Below are 21,041 nucleotides of genomic sequence, written 5' to 3' on the forward strand. Positions count from 1 at the left end.
ACAAAGGCGTCTGTCATCCCGTAGATGTATGAAATTACGAAATACCAGAAAAACATTGTTCGCCGCTGAGCCGCATTTCTGTGATTACTGCGCCAACGGTCAACTCTTTCGCCTGTCGGAAGTAAGGAAAAACTTTCGTCTTCGCTCAAATCTCGTGGAAATTGTTGCGCTTTGTGCATCAAATGCTGAAAACGAATTCCGCCGAAAACAAACGACGTCTGGGTTGCAAAAACAAGCCCTGCCTTAAACCATTCGCCGTTGTAAAACTGCCCCGCGCCTGTAAATGGAATTGCCGACAAAGCCATAGCGCGCCTCGGGTCGGGATTTTGCGCGCCTTGCATATTGGCAGCCGCGCCGAACGCGTCCAGCAAATTCCAAATTCCGACCGCGCCAAACATAAATGTTGCGTTGTGGTATCGGGCTTTTTCAAATAAATTATCGTATTGGGCAAGCGCGACCCTGTTTGCCAAAAGCATTGTATCGCGAGCAAAAGCGATTGTGTCTTCCTGCTGAATTCCGCGCGTTCGACGGTTGGCAAGCGTATCCTGAAGCGCGTAAATTCTATGATAACTCCTGCGATAATCCACCCACGCCCGATAGGCAATCCAGCCGATAATTCCTTCCGTTGACAAAAAGAAAGTCCCTCTGGCATAATTCCCCATTACCGCTTGCCCAAGCCCCGGAATAAGCGAAAGCGAGGTTATCAGAAACGGGTTATGCCTATCGGAAATTTCGGGCAAGGTATCGGTTTCGGCGGCAAAACTTACCGTCAAAGCGCAAAAAAGCGTGAAGATTATCGCTAATTTTTTCAATTTTTGCTCCGATTTTCAATTAAAATACCCAAGAGCCAAACTCCTCGTCGAGAACGGAAATTATGTTTTTCTTATCGACATTGTTAATTATTTCGGATTTTCCGCAAGCCACGGGAAGCACAAAAACGAGCTTTCCGTCCGCCTTTTTTTTGTCCGAAAACATCGCCCTATAAATAGCGCCCGAAGCGACTTTATGCGGAATGTTCGGTTTTTTCAGTATTTTTAGCGAAGCGCTCAAAACTTTTACGTCTTTCTTCTTCAGCAAACCCAATCTTTCGGCAAGTTTTACTTCGCAATCTATTCCCAGAACTACCGCTTCGCCGTGCAAAAGAGTGCCGAAGCCGTAAACTTTTTCAAAAGCGTGCGCAAAGGTGTGCCCAAAATTCAGCAATGCTCTCTGCCCTGTTTCCGTTTCGTCTTTGCCTACGATTTTCGCCTTTATTTCTATGGATTTTTGGATTGCTTCCACGCACAAATCTTTGTCTCTTGCGCAGATTTTTTCAAAATGGCAATCGTTGCCCCCGGTTATAAATTCAAACATTTTTTTGCCGCCGATATATCCGTATTTTGCAATTTCGCCGCAGCCCGCCAAATATTCGCGTTCGGGCAGGGTTTCCAAAAATTTTGTGTCTATCCAAACCATTTTCGGCTGATAAAAACTGCCGATTAAATTTTTTCCGCTGCTGTGATTTACCGCCGTTTTTCCGCCCACGCTACTGTCCACCATCGACAAAAGCGTTGTCGGCACTTGGATATAGTTTACGCCGCGCAAAAACATAGAAGCCGCAAAGCCCGCAATGTCGCCGACAACTCCGCCGCCAAACGCAATAACCGCCGCTTTTCGGTCGGGATTTTGCTTAAACATTTCGTCCATTATAAAATTGAGCGTTTTCATATTTTTGTATTTTTCGCCGTCGGGAATTACAACGACAGACGCGTCGGGCAGGTTTCGTTTCCAATCCGAAAGATGATTTTCGTAAAGTTTGGCGATTGTGTCGTTCGTTATAATTATGTATTTATTCGCAGGGCAATTACTCTTAACCGTCTCGTAAAAATTGGCGTTTTCGTTTATGAAAATCGGATAACTTCGCTTTGCCAAAGACACTTGCAACTTCATTTTTCTTCTCCTTTTTTGTAGTGTGAAACAGATAATTCAGGCGGGTAATCTTGCGGTTTTCGCTTCCATCTTTTGTGCATCCAAACCCATTGTTCGGGATATTTTTTAATGTATTCTCCGAGCCGCTCGTTATATTTTTCTAAATTCAAGATATAGGTTTCCATTTCGTTTTCGGTTTTAATTATGTCGGTTTTTTCGATATGAAAAACGTATTTATCGCCTTTTTCGCGAATTAAAAACGCCCAAATCATCGGGATTTTACATTTTATCGCCATTTTAACAGGGATAAACGGAGTCCACGCTTCTTCGCCCAAGAAATTCACAAAAACTCCTTCGTCCGTGGCGTCTTGGTCAAGCAGAATTCCAAAAATATAGCCTTCTTTTAAAAGTCGAAAAGCGCTCATTATTCCGCCGTTGCGGTCAAAATATTCCACGCCGTTTCTTTGGCGCATTTTTATGAAAATATCATACACTCTTTTGTCGAAAAGCTTTGTTCCTATCGCCATTGCCTTGTATCCGTATATTGCCAGCGCCTGCGATTTTACTTCAAACGCCGACAAATGGTTGCATAAACCTATCATACCTTTTTGAGAAGCGGAAAAAATCTCGCGCGCCGAGTTTTCGTCGTTGAAACGAACTATTTTGGAGAATTTCTCCTTTGAATATTCGGGCAATTTTATGCCGTCGAAAGCAGATTTTCCCGCATTTATAAAAACGCCGTTGATTATTTTGTTTATTTTTTTGTCGTCGTAGTCCTCAAAGACTCTTTTGAGATTTTGGCGCGCAATATTTCGCTCTTTTTTGAGGGCAAAACCCATAAGCAGTCCAATAATTGCAAAAATCCGTAATCCTAAAAAGCGCGGCGTTTTTTTTGAGACAAAAACTATCGTTAATATAACAATGTATGCTATATCGTGCCGCAGTTTTCTGAATTTTTTCGCCATAAACCGTCCTTTTTGGGCAACGGTTGCCCACCCTTTTTTTATTAAATTCTACGAAAAAATACTATTTGCCAAAATAAAAATGAGTGGAGACCATCGCCCAAATATTATTTTTACTGTGAAAAAACAGAAAATAAACCAAAATAAAAGGATTTTTTACTATGGGAAGAGCGTTTGAGTTTCGTAAAGAAAGAAAAATGAAAAGATGGGGCAAGATGTCAACTGTGTTCCCGAAATTATCGAAAGCAATTACACTTGCCGCAAAAGAGGGCGTTCCCGACCCCGAAATGAACGCAAAATTGCGCGCCGCCATCCTTAACGCCAAAGCGGAAAATATGCCCAAAGACAACATCGACGCCGCAATTAAAAGAGCGCAAGGAAAAGACGCCGACAGCATTACGGAAATTACATTTGAAGGCAAGGGCGCAAACGGCGTTCAGTATTTTATAGAATGCGCAACCGACAACAACACCCGCACGGTAGCAAATATAAAATCGTACTTCAACAAACACGGCGGACAACTTCTGCAAAACGGCGCGTTGGAATTTATGTTCAGCAGAAAAGCCGTCTTCGAAATTGAAAAACGCGCAGGTATCGACGTTGAAGCGATGGAACTGGAACTTATAGACTTCGGCTTGGAAGAATTGGAGCAAACAGACGACACAATTTACATTTACGGAGACTACACAGAATTCGGCAACCTCTCCAAAGGCTTGGAAAAACTCGGAATTGCCCCGAAAACCGCAACTTTGCAAAGAATTTCGACCAATCCCGTAGAGCTGAGCGACGAAGAAATGGAAAAAACCGAAGTCCTGTTAGACAAAATCGACGACGATGAAGACGTGGTGAATGTATTCACAAACATTGCGTGAGTAGCGCTTTAGCGCACTTTACTCCGTCGATACCGCTCGAAACAATGCCGCCTGCATACCCCGCGCCCTCGCCGCAAGGAAAAAGTCCTGCGGCGTTTTCGGATTGCAGAGTGTTGTCGTCTCGCAAAATTCGGACAGGCGACGAACTTCCCGTTTCTGCCGCGAAAATTGCCGCTTGTTCAAATGGGATTTTTCCCATTGAGCCAAGCATTTGAGGCACTGCAACTTTCAGCGTTTTTTGGACAACTTCGGGCAAAATTCCGTTTATGTCGGTCAATTTGTATCTGTGCGGCGATAATTCGTAGTCAAAAACATTATCTTTTTCGTATAAAAACGAGGCAAGATTTTGCGCGGGTAATGCGTAATTTCCACCGCCTTTATTGAATGTTTTCTTTTCGATATTTTCTAAAAAATCAAATGCGTTTTCAAAACTTTTCGGGCTGACGGGCACCAAAAACGCGGCGTTTCCGAAGCGTAAATTTCGCGTAGAATAACTCATTCCGTTCGCCGACACAAGTCCTTTTTGCGCCGAGCAGGCAATAACCCGACCGCCCGGGCACATACAAAAAGTGTAGCAAGGCAATGCTCCATCTTTCGCCTTAAATGTAAGCGAAAAAGAAGCCGCAGGAAGATTTGGAGCGTATTTTCCGTATTGAAGTCGGTTTATCAGTTCCTGCTCAAATTCTATACGAACGCCGACGGCAAACGGCTTTGGCTCTATTGCCAAGTAATTTTTCAGCGTTTTGTAGGTATCGCTAGCGGAATGTCCTATTGCCAAAATTAAATTTTTCGTCTCAAAAAAATCGTTGTTTACATAAATTCCCGCAAGTTTTTTATCGCTGATTTTTACGTCGGTTAATTGCGAGCTAAATTTTATTTCGCCGCCCAATTCCAAGATTTCTTCGCGCACGGATTTAAGAATTTTCGCCAAAATATCCGTGCCGATATGAGCGCGAGTGTCGGTCAAAATTGATTTGTCTGCACCGTGTCTGACAAGCATTTCTAAAAAAACTTGTCGATTTTCGACGTCTTTGCTTCGCGAAGTCAATTTTCCGTCCGAAAAAAGCCCGGCGCCGCCCTCGCCGAAGAGAACATTTGAATTTTCGTCCAAAATTCCGTCGTTCCAGAACGAATTCGCCGTTTTTTGTCGCTCGGAAATCGCTTCTCCCCTCTCGAAAATTATCGGTTTTGCGCCGTTTTTTGCCAAGATATACGCCGCTGAAATTCCCGCGGGACCAAATCCGACAACTGTGGGGCGGCTGATATTTTTTGAAATGGAAACGTTGCTGTTTTGAGACAAGGCGTGCCTTGTCTCAACTACGGTGGAGATGGCGTTTTCTATGGGGTTTACGAATTTAATGTTTGAGGCAAGCGGATTTTTCAGTGAAATTTCGGCGGAAATTACGTTTACGGGCGGCTTTTTTCGTGCGTCGATGGATTTGCTTGTAATTTTCACGTTTTCTATTTCGTGGGGGAGAATGCTCAAAGTTCGCGCTATTTTGTTGAGCAGCGATTTTTCGGTGTGGTCGGTTGAAATTCGTATTTGTTCTATTTTGTAGGTTGGCATAAAAAATCCTTTTTTTGCGTTTTTGTCGGCAAAATACTATTCGCCAACAAAAAAAAGATGAATCCGTCTATCCGTTGGCAAAATACAAAAAAAGTTTTTTCAGCTTTTTGGTTTGCACAAATATTATTTTTAATATGTTGAAAAACATAAAATTACATAATTTACGATAAAGGTTGCATTGCAATGAGTAAAAAAATTACCGCTGTTTTGTCTCTTATTTCCGCAATGATAATATTCACTGCTTGCTCGGAACTTTTTATTAAAGAGGCGACGCTTTTGCCTGAGCAGGTCGTAAAGTTCGACGCTCAAGGCGGAACTCAGCCGTCCGACATCGTTGTAAAATACGGCGAAACAATAAATCTTCCCAACACGCAAAGGACGAATTACACATTTCAGGGTTGGTTTAGTCAAAAAGAAAACGGTATTCGGCTCGGCGGCGTAGGCAATCGCGTAATCATATATTCCGACACCATATTTTATGCGCAATGGGTAGAAATTTCAATCGACGATCCGAACGATCCCAATGATCCCAATGATCCAAATGATCCAAATGATCCTAATGATCCAAATGATCCTAATGATCCTAATGATCCTAATGATCCTAATGATCCGAATGATCCGAATTCCGATAGGGATGGTCTTACGCCGCAGACGGCTTGGGTGGTTTACGACGTTGCTACGTTGCAAACGGTCGGCTCCGGAACGGGCGGATGGACGCTTTCTGCGTACTATATACAAATTGCGCACATAGATTTGAGCGGAGCAGAGAATTGGATTCCGATAGGCGCAAGCGGTTCGCCTTTTGTCGGCTCGTTTGACGGCGGCGGATACTCAATAACAGGGCTTTCTGTCAATAATCCGAGCGGCGAAAATCAGGGAATGTTCGGCGTTATAGGCGTTGGCGGCACGATAGAAAATTTGCGCCTCGAAAACGTAAATATTAACGGCAAAACTTTTGTCGGCGGTATTGCGGGGACTAATCGCGGCACGATAGAAAGCGTTTTTGTCTCAGGCAATATAAGCGGCGACAGCGACGTCGGGGGAATTGCGGGAAATAATGAAGGTAAAATTTTGAATTCTCAGAGCCAAGCCGTCATTTTTGTCAGAGGCGCGAGAGAAGCGGTAAGCGAAAACTGGCGCGGAATAGTGGGACGAAACAGCGGAATAGTCCGGAATTCGGAAAGCAAGGCAAGTGGAAACTAAATGACTAAAAACAAAAATATTCTTTTCACGGTTTTGATTTTGATGTTGACGGTTTTTCCTGTTTTCGCGCAAAATTCAAGTATTCGCCGCGTTCCTTTGGTGTTTACAATTCGTCCAGAATTTCAATATATAGAGCGGGCGGCGCAAACTCTCGGCGGCAATGTCGGTTTGGGGCTTCTTTCTTCGGGCGGCTTTTATTTTGTTGCGGAAGCGCGCGGCGGCGAAAATTATTTAGGCGGCGACTTAAATATCGGCGGACTTATACGCTCCTCAAAAAATCCGAATGTCAAAAACGTATTAGGTGTAAGCGGCGGGTTTGAGCAAATGGACATTATTGTAAGATTACACGACAAAAGAAACGTTTTTCTTGCCGAAATTATTGAAGAGAATTTTAGTTTCGGCGGCGTTTTTCATAAATTACTTCTCGGAAGCGACAGACGAGGTCATCATTTTGATATAACAAACAAAGTTTTGTTCGGCTACCGAAACGAGCATACGGCTTACCGCCACGACGAGACGACAGACCGCTTTTTCGCCGAAACGGATATGCGCTTTCGAGCCGTCTATTCATTGAGCGTCGGCTATACTTTTGCAGGAAGAATTCGCAGAACAAGAACGCCTCGGCAGGACTTGAACGAAATCATTTTACCTTTGCCGACGGAGCCGCAAGAAGAGCTCGTATATTTCTTGCCCGAAATATTTGAAGAAGAAGAGCCCGAAGAAGTCGAAGAGCCCGCAATTATCGTCCAAACAGCGGAAGCGACGGTAATCAAAACCGAGGTAATTCTCTTTGAATTCGGAACGTACCGCTTAACGCAGAGTACGGAAAGAGCGCTTTTTGAAATTTTAACGACCCTGATTAAAAATCCCGAAACGACCCTCGAAATATCGGGACATACCGACGATACGGGAAAGCGCGAAGGAAACATTTTGTTATCGCGAAACAGGGCGCTGACGATAGGGCTTTATTTTTGGAATCAGGGAATATCGCGCGACAGATTACGTCTCAGCGCTCACGGTCCCGACCGCCCCGCGGTCGAGAATGAATGCGAAGAAAGAAGAGTCCAAAACCGTCGTGTAGAAATCCGCGTTCTGTTGCAAAATTAAACGTAAAGTTGTAATTTTATATAATATTTCAATCAAAAATAACTTTTACCTTGCATTTTACCGAAAACACTTCGCGCATTTATTATTTTTATATTGTGAAATTGGCAATTTTGTCATTAGGAAACAAGGGAATATGAAAAAACTTAGATTATTTGTAGCGGTATTTTTGGCAATTATGTTTTTTTCTGCGGGAAGTTTTGCGCAGGGAGAAGTCCTTCATTATACATTGGGAAGAGAGTTTTTCGCAAACGCAAACTTTGACTTGGCTATGGACGCGTTTCGGCAGGTGCTGTCTTCTTTCCCTAATCACGCAGGCGCGCATTTGGGAATTGGCGACGTTAACAGAGCGCAGGGAAATCTTAGAGAAGCCGAATTAAGTTATCGTACCGCACTAAACCTAAATCCCGGCTGGACTGAAGCGCAGTTGAGATTAGCTCAACTTTTTGAAGACTTGGGGCGAATAGACGAAGCGCTTGTAATGTGGCAAGAAGCACAAGTCGGCACAGGCGACGACCAAAGGCGAATAATCGCTCAAAGAATTGACGCGCTCATAAACCGAAGAGCGCAAGAAGCGGCAACGTTCCAACAAGCACAAGCGCCCACGGCACAACAAAGACAACAGCAACAAAGAGCGGCAACGGCTCCACGCCCCGTAGTAATTACTCCCGCGGCAAGAACGCTTATGGATTCGGCGGTCTTTTTTTATCAGCGAGGTATCAGAAGCGCAAACAACGACGACCTCAACCGCTCGCTTGAATTTATCGCAAGAGCGCGCCGCGAAAGCCCCGGTTTTCCGCTTGCCTATTATTATGCAGGACTTATACGCCGACGGTTTGGACAAAACGAAATGGCTCGTGTAAATTTTGAACGCGCAATCCCCGATCCCGATCTGGGTTTTAACGCACACTTTTATTTGGGCAGAATTTTGGGCGATTTGGGAAGATTTCAGGAGGCAATAAACCATCTTGAGCAATACATAGAAAAAACCGATTTCGCCCCCGGTCAAGTTGAAGCGCGCAATTTAATCGAAAGATTTCGAAGAATGATAGAGGCGCAACTTCGCGAAAACCCGCCGATTGACATACGCGCCGTAATTCAAGCGGAAATAAGAGACGACATTAACCTTATTCCGCCGCAAGAAAATCTGAGCGAAATCGAAGTGCGGGTTGCCGATGGACTTACTATGGCGATTGTCGATACCATCAGCGACGAGGGGCAGGAATTGCTTGTCGGAATGCGCCATTTTTACAACCGAGAATACGACCGAGCAATCGAAGTTTTTCGCAGATTTATGGAAAATCACCCAAACAGACCGTCAGCTGGCGCGGCGCTTTATAATATTGCAATGTGCTTTTTCCGCCTCAATAATTGGGACAGAGCAAGCCGCGAATTCCAAAACTATATGAGCCGTTTTCCGAGAGGAAATATGTTTGAAAGCGCGATGTTCTTTTCAGCTGTATCTCTCAGACAACAACACAGAAATAACGACGCGCAACGAGTATTTAACGATTACATTCGACGTTTCAGAAACGGCGGCAGGTTTATAGGCAAGGCATACGAATTTTTGGGCGACATTTTAGCGGATTTAGACCAACAAGGCAAGGCGATTGAGGCATTCAGACAGGCAGACGCACTTGCGGCAAACGACGAAGACCGACTTCACGCAAGATTTAAAATGGCGGAAGCGTTTCGCAGGTTAACAAACTTTTCGGCGGCGGAAAGGGCGTATTTGTCCGTAATTGAGTTGGGAACACAAGCAAATTTAAACACGCACGTTGCAGAAGCGCATTATCGCTTGGCGGACTATTATTACAGAACAAGACGTTGGGAAGAAGCAAGAGAAATGTATGTTCGGGCGACAAGACGTTTCCCGCAACATTCCGACACGCCTTGGGGACTTTATCAGATAGCGAACGTTTTTTATCATACCAACAGATTTGCTGAGGCGATTGCCGCTTACGACGCTCTCCGAGACAGATTTCCCGATAATTTTTGGGCGAGAGAAGCGGAATTCAGGCGAAACGACGCAGTTTGGCAACACCAATACGGACGACGAGGAAATTAAGTGTGGCTAATCTTATTCAAACGGTGATAAAACTTACGTCTGTTTTTAATGAACAGCTCGAAATCTACAAAAAACTCACCAAATTAACCTCGTCGCTTTCGGGAGATATTGCGCGCACAAAAGGAAATTTAAACGGACTGACCTCAAAATTTGAAGAAGAAAACAAACTTATAGAAGAAATAGCCAAACTCAAAAATTCCGCAAGTGCAGACATCGAGACGTGGCTTGCACAAAAACACAACGCCAACTTTAACGAAGCAAAAATTTTGGACGAAGCGATAAAAAACGTTCAGGAAGAAATCGTGCGCTTTTTGGACGCCGAAAAAATTCTCAAAAAACAAATTGATTTTTACAGGACAAAAAATGAGCCAAGAGCCGACGACGCAAACGCAGCATTTTGACGAAGACACCTTTGCCGCCCTGCAAAGCACTTTCGAAAGCGTAATGCAACGCTGCGAGCAACTGACTTCCGCTTACGGCTCAATGGAAAAGCAATTTGAAAAACTTAACGTTGAATTAGACGAAAAAAATCAAAAATTAGAAGAAGCATACACAGTCCTGAACAGCATTTTGGGAACTATGCACAACGGCGTAATCGCAGTCGATACGGCGGGAATAATAACGCAATTTAACGCGGCGGCAGAACGTTCTACAGGCTATTCGGCGGCAAACGCGATAGGCGCAAATTTTGCCACATTTTTCGGAGAAAAAGGTTTTTCCGACAAAAACCTGCTCGACGTTCTGCGTTCGGGAAAAGGCTACGACCGCGACGAAAAAGCGCTGTGGAACAAAGACGGCTCGCCTGTTCCCGTGGTGTATCAGAGCTCGCTTTTAAGAGACGCGAACGAAAATCTTTTGGGGGCTGTAGAAATATTTAACGACATTTCAACGCTAAAGCAGCTCGAAAGCGAAAATCAGCAAAATCGCGTTTTGGCGGCGCTCGGAGAAATGGCGGCGACCCTTGCCCACGAAATAAAAAACCCGCTCGGCGCAATGGGAACTTGGGCAAGGCTTCTCGACAAAAGTTTTGATACTACCGACAAAAGAAAACAGACAATCGAAAAAATTATCGACGCGCTTTCACGTCTAAATAAAATAGTGTCGAGTATGCTGATTTTCGGGCGACAAAGCAAGTCGGAACTCCGCACTATCGACCTCATTCCAATGCTTTCGGAATTTACGGACAGTATGGAAATCGAGGTAGTTTTCGGGAACGGAACGCAGATAGAAGTCAAAAAAAATTGGGATTTAGCGCCGATTGTCGCTCAAATTGACCCTGAAAAATTCAGGCAGGTATTACTCAACATTGCGCTGAATGCAGTTCAGGCGATGGGTGAGACGGGAACGCTTATCGTCTCCTGCAAAAAAACAAGCCGAGGCGGCGGCAACTACGCAATTATTTCAATTTCCGACACAGGCAAGGGAATGACTGCGGAAGAATTGTCAAAAATATTCTCGCCTTTCCACACCACCAAAGAAAACGGAACGGGGCTTGGGCTTGCCATAGTAAAAAAACTCATAGATTTCCACAACGGCGTTATTGATGTAGAAAGCGAAGTAGGCAAAGGAACGACGTTTAATATTTTCTTGCCGTTGCGGTGAATAAACAAAAAAGAGCGAGAAATTTCCCGCCCTGATAAATCTTTGCAAAAACAATTTTTACACCTACTCACTCTGATTTCTGTTGCCGTTGTTGTTCTTCCCAACGGTGTCTCGCTTCTCTCTGTTGTACTTGCCATTCTTCTTCTCTGTCTCGGTCTCTGGCTCGCTCCCTCATTTCTTCCTCTCGCCTCAGTTGTTCGTCAACTCCGGCTCGCTGAATTTCAACTCTCTGCGAAGGTGGCGGCGGCGGACTCGTAAGTACTTGTCGCACTCCTTCGTTTTGATTATGTGTGGCATTTCTTTGATTTGCACTTCTTATTGGAATAGTACGCCCAACCTCCCACCGCGCTCTTTGATATACTGCCGTCCTTACAACTGCAGATGGCGCCATTACACCTGCCATAACACCTGTTGCCGCACCTATTATATCGGTCGCCACACTCGCATCTGCCGCAAGTAAAATACCTGATGCAAGCCCAAACAATACCGCGCCAGCCCACAATCCGTTTTTTTCCCTTTTTAATTCTCTCAAAACGCTACTTTCTACTTCCATAGCGCTTAATTCAATGTTAGAAAAAAAACCTCCAACTGTCTGCCCACACACAACACAAGCTGCAATCAATACTGCCGCCAACACTCTAACAATTTTCCCCATAAAACCCTCCTAAAAAAAGTTAAAGCAAGAACAACGGGAAAGGCTGTTCCGCCAATTATTCATTGATTTCGCGAAAAATACAGAATATGCTTATCTTTTTGATAAAAACACGACAGACAGAACAACCTAAAGACAGTTGCTTTGTCGTATTTTCCTTTCAAAAGGAATTAAAAGAAAAGCGGAGACAATCTCCACTATTCCGTATTTTTCGCACCCATAAAATACTATTTATTTGGGAGCGCTACGTTGGTTTGATGGTTTTTTGTGATTTTTTCTCTTTTTACTGTTTTTTGTGGAAAATTGGAGGAATTTGTGAAAAATCCTAAACACTATCCAATAATTTTTCTGCTTTTATATTTATTCTCGAAAATGCAAATAAATCTTTACCCAAATCTTTAAGCGAGGCGCCTATGTGATAAACCACGCCGTCAACTATCACAAATCGGTCGTGAAAAGTTGTCAATTTGTTGATTTTTATCGGCTCGTATTGAGAATTGTGCTTTTCTAAGTCCAGTTTCATCTGAGCGGTGATTTGTTTTGTGTAAATTTCAGCACTTACACCTTTGTTGCGTTTCGACAAAATAAGCAAAGATTTTTCATCTATGTAATTGTCTATCAAAATTATTGTTTTTGTCGCCGATTTTATTAAGTTTGTCGCGAATACGTAAGCGTCGAAAATTTGTCCTTGGCTGAATACGCCTTGAGTGGGGATAAGATGTGTGTTTATTTGCAGGTCTATTTCATTTACTCTACACTTCAAAGCTTCGACACTGTCTTCAATACGGTTCATTCGGTTGTTTATGGAGTAGCCTTTTAACAAATAATCTCTCAAAATTTTATTTGCCCAAATACGAAATTGTGTGCCGCGTAAAGATTTTACACGGTATCCTACAGAGATAATAGCATCGAGGTTATAATGCTTTGTACGATAATTCTTACCGTCTGCGGCAGTTGTCAAGTATTCCTTGACAACTGAATTTGGATCAAGTTCACCCTCTGCAACAGCATTATTTATGTGTAAACTTACATTTTGTTTCGTAGATTGAAACAATTCTACCATTTGCATCTGAGTTAACCAAACAGTTTCTTCTTCTAAGCGAACATTCATTTTTAAGTTGCCGTCATTAGTTTGATAGACGATAACTTCGGAATTATCGGACATTCTCTCTCTCCGCTCTATAGTTTGCAATAATGTTTTCTGCATTTGTGGGTATAAAGCAACTCCTTATTTTTTTCGATAATATAATTTTTTGTTGCGGCAAAGTGGGAGAAAAATAAAAAAATTACGAAAAAACAGCCTAATTTTGCATTTTCCCCGAATACTCGTCCGTATATTTAGTATTTTTCCGCTGAAATGTTAGAACTAAAAAACATAACAGTCGATTTTTCGCTTAAGAATTCACCGTTCAGCGCAGAGAAACAGAGTTTACGCGCTGTCGACGGCGTATCCCTGACCATAAACGACAACGAGGTTTTGGGATTGGTCGGAGAATCAGGCTGTGGAAAAACAACTCTCGGAAAAACCGCCATTCGTTTGCTTAAACCAACATCAGGGCAAATTATTTTGGACGGCGACGATATTACTCATTTGGGCTTTGGCGAGCTTAAAAAATACAGGCGAAAAATGCAGATAATTTTCCAAGACCCCGTAAGTTCGCTTAATCCGCGGCAAACAATTTTTGACGTTTTGGAAGAGCCGCTCAAAATTCATACAAAATTTAACGCAACAGAACGCGAGGCGGAAATAAAAAAACTTATTGATTGCGTGGGTATCGCTCAAAATGCGCTTAAACGCTATCCGCACCAGTTTTCGGGCGGGCAATGTCAGAGAATTGCTATTGCGCGCGCGCTTTCGGTAAAGCCGAAACTTATTGTGGCGGATGAGCCTGTATCTTCGCTTGACGTGTCAATTCAGGCGCAAATTATAAATCTTCTGCTTGAACTCAAAAAGGAATTCGGGCTGTCTTACTTGTTTGTTTCGCACGATTTGGCTGTCATAAATCACATTGCCGACAGAGTTGCGGTTATGTTTAAAGGAAAAATTGTGGAAGAAGGCGATTGCACAGAAATCGTGAATAATCCGCAAAATGAATATACAAAAACATTGCTCGAAGCAGTGCCGAGGTTGTAATGGCGAAAAAAATTATACTTTTTATATTCGTAATTGCGTTTTTGGTGTTTTCGCTGACCCAACCCCTCGATTATTGGGCGGACGAGGTGGAATTTTCGGCGCGGGACAGCGTAATTACGCTTATGGGCAATTCAAAAATAGTTTACGGAAGCATAACTTTGACTGCCGATACCATAACTTATTTTACGAACACAAGAGATATGATTGCCACAGGAAATCCCGTTTTAATAGACGGAAGCGATACGCTCAGAGGCACAACAATAAGATATAACACCCAAACAAGATTGGGACGAGTAAGGCACGGACTTTTAGCGTCAAACGAAGACGCCACGTATTTTGCTCAAGATTTAGTCCGTACCGATACGGCAATTTACGGTCATCGCTGTCTATACACAACCTGCGCCTTTCCTGAGCAACCGCACTCGCATTTTTATGCCGAAAAAATAAGAATTATCCCCAACGACCGCGCAGTCGCCCGCCCGTTTGTTTTGGTTATCGGCGACGCTCCTATGGTGGCGCTCCCTTATTTTATTCTCCCGCTGAACCAGAACAGGCAAAGCGGTTGGCTTCCTATCAGATGGGGTGTAAATTTGAACGGACGCGGCAACGTCGATAATGTCGGATACTATTGGGCTATAAACGATTACTTGGATTTTATGCTTGCGGGAAAAGTTGATAATTTCGAGACATTCTTAACGAAAGCCGAAACAAGGTACCACATAAAAGACGTGTTGCGCGGACATATTTACACCGATTTTTCCATAACCGACCAATTTTTGGGACACCATAATCGATGGTCGCTTAATTTCAGCCACGACCAAAATCTGCTTCCCGACAGAAGTTTCAGGCTGACCGGAAGAGGGAGTATGGTGTCGGACAGACGCTACTTCACCGACTTTTCAGACGACACTACAAATATCTTAAACCAGAATTTGTCAAGCAATTTGGCGCTCACCAAACGCTTCGACGAAATAGGCGGACACGCGTCTCTTACGTGGAACCGCAACCAAAATTTACAGAGAGAAACGATAGAACAAGACCTGCCTACAGTGAATTTTTCGTTGAGCAATCGCCCGCTTTTACCTTTTTTGAGCAATAATGAAAGCGATAACAACAACGCCGCCAATCAAAATAATCAAAGAATAAATCCGCTTGCCAATCTTTCGTGGAGTTATAGTTATCGGGCAAATCAACGAATTTGGGAAGGCAAATCAACGGAATTTGTGGCTGTCGATTCTATTTTTCACGAGCCGGCACAAGTGGATTTTCAAAACATACACAGAGGAATGTCGCATTCGATACCTATAAATATGCCGTTTAATATATTCAGGCATATAAGAATTACGCCGAATTTTACTGTAAATCAGGCAGTTTTCGACTCCTACATCGACACGCTAACTTTCACGGACAATATACTTGTAAGAGTATTCGACACAATTTCGATCGACAGCATAAATAACATCGAATACGCAGGCAGAGACAAACAAATAATCGAAAACCCTCATTGGCTTTTCAGAGACACGACAATAGTACTCGTTGCTCGCGACACAATACCGCGAGAAATACGCCGAAACGACACTATTTTCTATCGCGACCCAGCTTTCGACATAAACAAAGCGCATCAGGTCTGGTGGAATACAGGAATAACATTATCAACCGAATTGTTTGGTATTTTCCCGATAAGATTTGGGCGAATGGAGGGAATTCGGCACACTCTTTCGCCGAGCGTAGGCTATGTCTTTACCCCCGAAACCGACTTGGATGTTCGCTTTCCGTCAATCGGGATAAGTTCGCCGACAGGAACTCCGCGCAGGCAGGAAATAAGGTTTGGAATAAACAATTTCTTTGAAACAAAAATCGCAGGTCCTCCGACAGAAGACGGAGGAAGACCAACTTCGAGGAAAATAAACTTGTTAAACGCCAATATTTCGGGCTCATATAACTTTGAGGCAGACAGTCAAAAACTAAGCAATATTTCGCTTACGGCGGGTATTCCTGCGCCTCGTGTTAATTTGTCATATTCGGGTGTTTTTCATCCTTACGATATGAATAACAATCTTGACAGGCTACGCCCGCTTTCACACAGCATAAACATAACTCCGCGGCTTCCGACCCTGCGCGGCAATTTTTGGAGCGGCGATATGATAATCCACAACGGTTTTGAAGAATTCGGCTATTTGGACAATGTTTTCAAAACAAGTAGCAGGGATTGGAACATAAACATAACCCCCCGTTATACTTACTCAATGAGCCGTCCCGACATTGCCTCGGAATTTCGCCACACAAAACACTACAATATGTCCGCCGGATTTGGAACAGCGCTTTCGGAAAGATGGAGAATGAACTGGAGCGGCACGTGGAGCTTCACCGAAAACAAATTCATAAATCAGGGCGTATCAATTACGGCGGACTTGGAATGCTGGGATTTGCGCCTCGATTGGCACCCAAGCGGCGTAAACGAGGGACGGATTTTCTTTGTCGCTTCCTTAAAAAGGCACAGAGATTTGAGATGGGAACAAAGAGAGAGATAGATTATTTGACGTGAACGCTTGCGGCAAAAAGTATATTTGTGCAAAAAAAAGGAGAAAAATATGTCTTGGACGAAAGAGCAAATCGCAAAATCGGTGTTCAATTTCGGAAATTCGGATAAACAAACGCAGGAAAAAATCGCTGAATTCTTGCAAAACAATATTTCTTTTGACGAATACTCGAGGCAGGTCGCAAAAAAAGAAAAAGCGATTGCCAATATGAAAAATGCAAAAAATTCATTGACTGGGATTGGAGTAAAGTATCCTCAACATTTGGACTTTTCGCAGGTTGCCGTGGATTTGCAGGATATGAAAAACTGCGCTTTTCTGATAATGGCGGGCGGCGAAGGCGAGCGTTTGCGCGTTTCGCTTAAAGAAAAAGGATATTCCGACGACGATTTAAAAGATTTCACAAAGGCAACGTTTCCTATCCCGAATACCGCTTACAAATTCGGCGCGCTCGAAGTAAACCTGCGCTTAATCGCAAAAATTAACTGCGAAATTCCCGTGATACTAACAACGGGACCTGTCGGCTCGGATACTCAGATTTTAATTCCGAAAATCCTGAAAGAGAATGCAAATTTCGGCGTAAAAAACCTTGAAATTATTGCTCAAAACGAGCGTTTGCATTTGACTTCCGACAACAAAATCGTGTTTGAAAACGGAAAACCTATAACAAACCCCGACGAAACGGGCGGACCGATTGCAAAATTAAAGGAAAGCGGAATTTTGGAAAATCTCGAAAAAAAAGGCGTTCAAAAAATTATCGTTTTGCAGGGAACTGCCGTTTATTCTAAAGAAATTTTGCCGATAATCGCGTCTGCGGGAAAGAATTTTGACGGAATGGGGATTGGAATTCAGCGCGAAAATTTTCCCGAAAAAGACCCTTACGGCACATTCGTTTTGGCAGGCGAAAACCTCAGAATTATAGAAAAAGAAGTGCGCACGCCAGATACATATAATATCAAAAACGAAAGCGGAAAATATTTGCCTTACAACACGGGATTTTATGCGTTCGACATAAATTTACTCAAAAATATCGTTTTGCCCGACTATGCCACGCCGCCAAAAATTATTTTGAGCGAAATTGAGCCGTCGCCGAAAGTCGGATACGCCGCTACCGACATTATCGCTTTTGCGAAAAAACCTGCGGTGCTTACGATTTCGAACGATGATTTTTGCGTAATAAAAAATGCCGACGATATAGATGTTTTGGGAGAGTTTTGTGGAAAAAAAATATGACCTGATGGTTTTTGGAGAGCCGATGATACAGTATGCCATAGAAAACGGCGACGTATCGACGGCGGAATTGAAAAATCCGAGCGTTGGCGGCAGCGATATTTTTGTCGCGGCAACCGTTGCGGCGCACGGATTTTCGAGCGGACTATATTCGGTTATAGGCAAAGACCCTTATGAAAACCTAATCCGCAGTTCGCTCGAAAAGCACAAAATCAACATGGAATATTGTTCGTCGGCAGTCGGATTTAACGGCATCGAAATCGTATGCGACAAAGACAACGACAGGCGCGAATTTTTCTATAATCGTCCTGCTGCATTTGAGGACGCGGACGCCGTTTGTCCGAGAGTAAACAAAGAACTCATAGAAGACTGCAAAATGATTTACGCATCATCAGCCTTTACGCTTTCGTCGCCAAATGCAAGGTCGCTGGTTTTTGAAAGTTTCCACCACGCACACTATAACGGAGTTTCGGTAGCATTTGACCCGAATATTCGTCTGCACAGACATCAACTGCCACAGCTTCGCGAAACAATCTGGATGCTTTTGCCGTTTATAGATATTTTTTCGATAACAGCGGCAAGCGGTGAAATGCAGGCTATTTTCGGAAAAGAAAACCCGGTTGACGTTATGTACGATTTGCTCGAAAAAGACGTGCAGTACGCCATTATCAGAAACGGCGGCGAAAGTGTGATTTGCGGATATAAAGACGAAAGAACGAGAAAAAACGCGCCTCCCAAATTTGTCGATGTCAATAAACTTGAAAACGGATATTTTTCGTATTCGGGCGCAGTCTTTAACGGAGCATTTTGTTCGGCGATTTTGAATGAAGCTACGCCCGCAGAAGCTGCAGAATACGCCGCTCGTTGCGCAACGCAAAAATGCCGCTTAGGCAATACTTTAGATAAATTCATTTCTGCCGGCAATAAATAAAAGATGTTCGCCGAAATAGTTTTTCCTATAGCTGTTGACGGTGTATTTGACTATATTGTTCCCGAAAATTTTCAGCAAAAAATAAAAGTCGGAATGAGCGTAAAAGTTCCTTTCCGAAACCAAAAAATGTATGGGCTCGTAATCCGGCTGAAAAACAGTTCGCAAATAGAAAAATTGAAAGAAATAGAGAGCATAAGGCAAAGCGCAGGCGGAGGCGAAAGCGAATATATTATAAAATTTTATCAGTGGATAGCCACGTTTTACCAGTGTTCTTTCGGCAAAGTATTAAAGCCCGCACTAAACAAAAATATCGTTAATAAAAACGAAAAAGAAATAACGCTTTACTATGTAAAAAATATGCCGCAAGAAGCGGGCTTTACTGCAACTCAAATAAAAGAAATGTTGAATTTAAGCGATTACGCACTCAAAAAAAAGGTAAAAACAGGCGAAATAGAAGCAAAAAAAGAAAAGGTTTACCGCGAAGCAGGCGTATCGGCTTTGGATTTTGCCGATAAAAAAATAACACTTTCGCAAGAACAGCAAAATGCAGTCCATAAAATACTGAACACGCAAGAATTTAAGCCGTTTTTACTCTTTGGAATTACAGGTAGCGGAAAAACGCACATATACACAGAAGTAGCAAAAAAAATACTGAGCGATGGAAAATCCGTAATAATTTTAGTCCCCGAAATTTCGCTGACTCCCCAGACAATTGCGCGCTTCGAGAGAGAATTGGGAACGGCTTGCGCGGTAATTCACAGTCGAATGTCGGCGGGAGAACGGCGCGACGCAATAGAAAGCATTATGCAAGGCGAGCGTAAATTATTGATAGGCGTGCGAAGCGCAATTTTGGTACCGATGGACAACGTCGGACTTATTGTGGTCGATGAAGAACACGATGCGTCCTACAAACAGACCGACCCTGAGCCGCGATACAACGCCCGCGACACCGCAATTATGAGAGCAAAATTGCAAAACGCAAAAATTATTTTGGGTAGCGCAACGCCATCTTTCGAGAGTTTTTACAACTGCCAAATCGGAAAATTCGAGCGAATAGACCTGCTTAATCGACATATCGGCGCAAAACTTCCCGATGTAAAAATTGTAAATATGCTCAAAAACACAAAAGGCGGAAAAAGAGCGATAATTTCAGACGAATTGCGCGAAAATATACAAAAATGCCTTGACGAAAACAAGCAGATTATCCTCTTTTTGAACAGACGCGGTTATTCGGTAAATCTAGTTTGCAATGGTTGCGGACAGGTAAAATTCTGCCCTCGTTGCTCGGTCGGTTTGGTGTATCACAGAAACGGCGACAAACTTTGTTGCCACATTTGCGGACACTACGAAAACCCGAACTACAAATGTGAAAGTTGCGGAAACGAGACTGTTAAATACGATGGGTTCGGCATACAAAAAGTAGAAGACGAACTGAAAATGCTTTTTGCCGAGGCAAAAATTTTGCGAATGGACGCCGATACCACTTCAAGCAAAAGCGGACACGCAAAAATCATTGAAGATTTTGCCGAACGCAAATACAACATTTTGCTGGGAACACAAATGGTGGCAAAGGGTCTGGATTTCGCGGGCGTTAAACTCGTAGGCGTTTTACAAGCGGACATCGGACTGAGCGTTCCCGATTTTCGCGCAGGAGAGAAAATGTTCCAATTACTGACACAAGTTGCAGGTCGCGCAGGACGAGCGGACGACGACGGACTTGTGATAATTCAAACATTTTCGCCCGAAGAGCCGTCAATAAAATTCGCACAGAAACACGATTATACGGGCTATTTTGACGCGACAATAGACAGCCGCAAAAGAGTAGGTTTTCCGCCGTTTGTAAAAATTGCAAAAATAAAAATTACCGGCGAAACCGAAGAAAATGCTAAAAACTTTTCTAATAAAATCGCCGAGTTTTTGCATAAAAACACCAAAGAAATAAAGATTTTAGGTCCCGTTGAATCCTCTGTCTTCAAAGTAGAAAACAGATTTAATTTTGTAATGCTAATTAAATCGCCGAGCTACAAAACGCTTTGTGAAGCGCTTGAAATTTTACGCAAAAACCTGCCGCAAAAGAGTAAAAACGCAAATGTATCATATAAAATAGACCTTGACCCGACGAATTTGTGGTAGAGGGAACGCGATTGGCGTAATCAAAAATAGCCCTGCATAATAGAAAATTCACCAAATCCCAAATACTTCCGAAAACCACCGCAAACAAAATGTATTTTCCCTACGTCTGAAATACCGAGAGGTAGGATTTTTTCTGCT

At 43.2% G+C, this 21,041-nt stretch carries 17 protein-coding genes; 11 read left to right on the plus strand and 6 right to left on the minus strand.

Features of this window, described 5'->3' with window-relative positions; all coding sequences use genetic code 11:
- The 3 genes from FWE23_02475 to FWE23_02485 all read right to left on the minus strand — a co-directional run.
- Nucleotides 1–812 (minus strand): DUF5683 domain-containing protein (locus FWE23_02475; protein ID MCL2844301.1); only part of this gene is annotated, 812 nt, incomplete at its 3' end.
- Nucleotides 813–831: 19 nt separating this feature from the next.
- Nucleotides 832–1,929: a 3-dehydroquinate synthase gene (gene aroB / locus FWE23_02480; GenBank protein ID MCL2844302.1), complete on the minus strand. Its 1,098-nt coding sequence runs from the start codon at nucleotides 1,927–1,929 to the stop codon at nucleotides 832–834.
- Nucleotides 1,926–2,873 (minus strand): hypothetical protein, encoded by a 948-nt coding sequence (locus FWE23_02485; GenBank protein MCL2844303.1) that lies wholly within the window; start codon nucleotides 2,871–2,873, stop codon nucleotides 1,926–1,928. The genes aroB and FWE23_02485 overlap by 4 nt, the downstream gene beginning before the upstream one ends.
- 158 nt (nucleotides 2,874–3,031) lie before the next feature.
- Here FWE23_02485 and FWE23_02490 point away from each other — a divergent pair, with 158 nt between their 5' ends.
- Nucleotides 3,032–3,742, plus strand: a complete 711-nt coding sequence (locus tag FWE23_02490; GenBank protein ID MCL2844304.1) for a YebC/PmpR family DNA-binding transcriptional regulator — start codon at nucleotides 3,032–3,034, stop codon at nucleotides 3,740–3,742.
- Here FWE23_02490 and FWE23_02495 read toward each other — a convergent pair.
- Nucleotides 3,726–5,309 carry a hypothetical protein gene (locus FWE23_02495; protein MCL2844305.1) on the minus strand — a complete coding sequence of 528 codons (1,584 nt, stop codon included), beginning with the start codon at nucleotides 5,307–5,309 and terminating at the stop codon, nucleotides 3,726–3,728. The two genes, FWE23_02490 and FWE23_02495, sit on opposite strands and share 17 nt — an antisense overlap.
- A gap of 183 nt (nucleotides 5,310–5,492) precedes the next feature.
- Between FWE23_02495 and FWE23_02500 the strand changes: the two genes are divergently transcribed.
- The 5 genes from FWE23_02500 (at nucleotide 5,493) to FWE23_02520 (ending at nucleotide 11,286) form a co-directional block, all read left to right on the plus strand.
- Nucleotides 5,493–6,512 carry an InlB B-repeat-containing protein gene (locus FWE23_02500; protein MCL2844306.1) on the plus strand — a complete coding sequence of 340 codons (1,020 nt, stop codon included), beginning with the start codon at nucleotides 5,493–5,495 and terminating at the stop codon, nucleotides 6,510–6,512.
- On the plus strand, nucleotides 6,513–7,619 hold the full coding sequence (locus FWE23_02505; protein MCL2844307.1) for an OmpA family protein: 1,107 nt from the start codon (nucleotides 6,513–6,515) through the stop codon (nucleotides 7,617–7,619).
- A gap of 133 nt (nucleotides 7,620–7,752) precedes the next feature.
- Nucleotides 7,753–9,684, plus strand: a complete 1,932-nt coding sequence (locus FWE23_02510; protein MCL2844308.1) for a tetratricopeptide repeat protein — start codon at nucleotides 7,753–7,755, stop codon at nucleotides 9,682–9,684.
- 2 nt (nucleotides 9,685–9,686) lie between these two features.
- Nucleotides 9,687–10,085, plus strand: coding sequence for a hypothetical protein (locus tag FWE23_02515; GenBank protein ID MCL2844309.1), 399 nt, complete (start codon nucleotides 9,687–9,689; stop codon nucleotides 10,083–10,085).
- Nucleotides 10,048–11,286, plus strand: coding sequence for an ATP-binding protein (locus tag FWE23_02520; protein MCL2844310.1), 1,239 nt, complete (start codon nucleotides 10,048–10,050; stop codon nucleotides 11,284–11,286). The genes FWE23_02515 and FWE23_02520 overlap by 38 nt, the downstream gene beginning before the upstream one ends.
- Before the next feature lie 67 nt (nucleotides 11,287–11,353).
- On the opposite strand, the gene FWE23_02525 is transcribed toward FWE23_02520, so the two are convergent.
- Together FWE23_02525 and FWE23_02530 are read right to left on the minus strand one after the other, a co-directional pair.
- Nucleotides 11,354–11,941 (minus strand): hypothetical protein, encoded by a 588-nt coding sequence (locus FWE23_02525; GenBank protein MCL2844311.1) that lies wholly within the window; start codon nucleotides 11,939–11,941, stop codon nucleotides 11,354–11,356.
- Nucleotides 11,942–12,263: 322 nt separating this feature from the next.
- Nucleotides 12,264–13,103, minus strand: coding sequence for a virulence RhuM family protein (locus FWE23_02530; protein MCL2844312.1), 840 nt, complete (start codon nucleotides 13,101–13,103; stop codon nucleotides 12,264–12,266).
- Nucleotides 13,104–13,295: 192 nt separating this feature from the next.
- Between FWE23_02530 and FWE23_02535 the strand changes: the two genes are divergently transcribed.
- The 5 genes from FWE23_02535 to priA are packed head-to-tail and all read left to right on the plus strand — an operon-like array spanning nucleotide 13,296 to nucleotide 20,903.
- On the plus strand, nucleotides 13,296–14,072 hold the full coding sequence (locus tag FWE23_02535) for an ATP-binding cassette domain-containing protein (GenBank protein MCL2844313.1): 777 nt from the start codon (nucleotides 13,296–13,298) through the stop codon (nucleotides 14,070–14,072).
- Nucleotides 14,072–16,603, plus strand: coding sequence for a hypothetical protein (locus FWE23_02540; GenBank protein ID MCL2844314.1), 2,532 nt, complete (start codon nucleotides 14,072–14,074; stop codon nucleotides 16,601–16,603). Before FWE23_02535 ends, FWE23_02540 begins: the two co-directional genes overlap by 1 nt.
- A 60-nt stretch (nucleotides 16,604–16,663) precedes the next feature.
- A complete protein-coding gene (locus FWE23_02545; protein MCL2844315.1) occupies nucleotides 16,664–17,842 on the plus strand; it encodes a hypothetical protein in 1,179 nt (392 codons plus the stop codon).
- The gene (locus tag FWE23_02550) at nucleotides 17,826–18,770 is read left to right on the plus strand and encodes a PfkB family carbohydrate kinase (GenBank protein ID MCL2844316.1); all 945 of its coding nucleotides are present in this window, start codon (nucleotides 17,826–17,828) and stop codon (nucleotides 18,768–18,770) included. The genes FWE23_02545 and FWE23_02550 overlap by 17 nt, the downstream gene beginning before the upstream one ends.
- Nucleotides 18,771–18,773: 3 nt before the next feature.
- Entirely contained in the window at nucleotides 18,774–20,903 is a 2,130-nt protein-coding gene (gene priA / locus FWE23_02555) for a primosomal protein N' (protein MCL2844317.1), read from the plus strand.
- The last annotated feature ends 138 nt before the right edge of the window (nucleotides 20,904–21,041 follow it).

It is taken from the genome of Chitinivibrionia bacterium, from assembly GCA_009779925.1.
GTDB lineage: Bacteria > Fibrobacterota > Chitinivibrionia > Chitinivibrionales > Chitinivibrionaceae > WRFX01.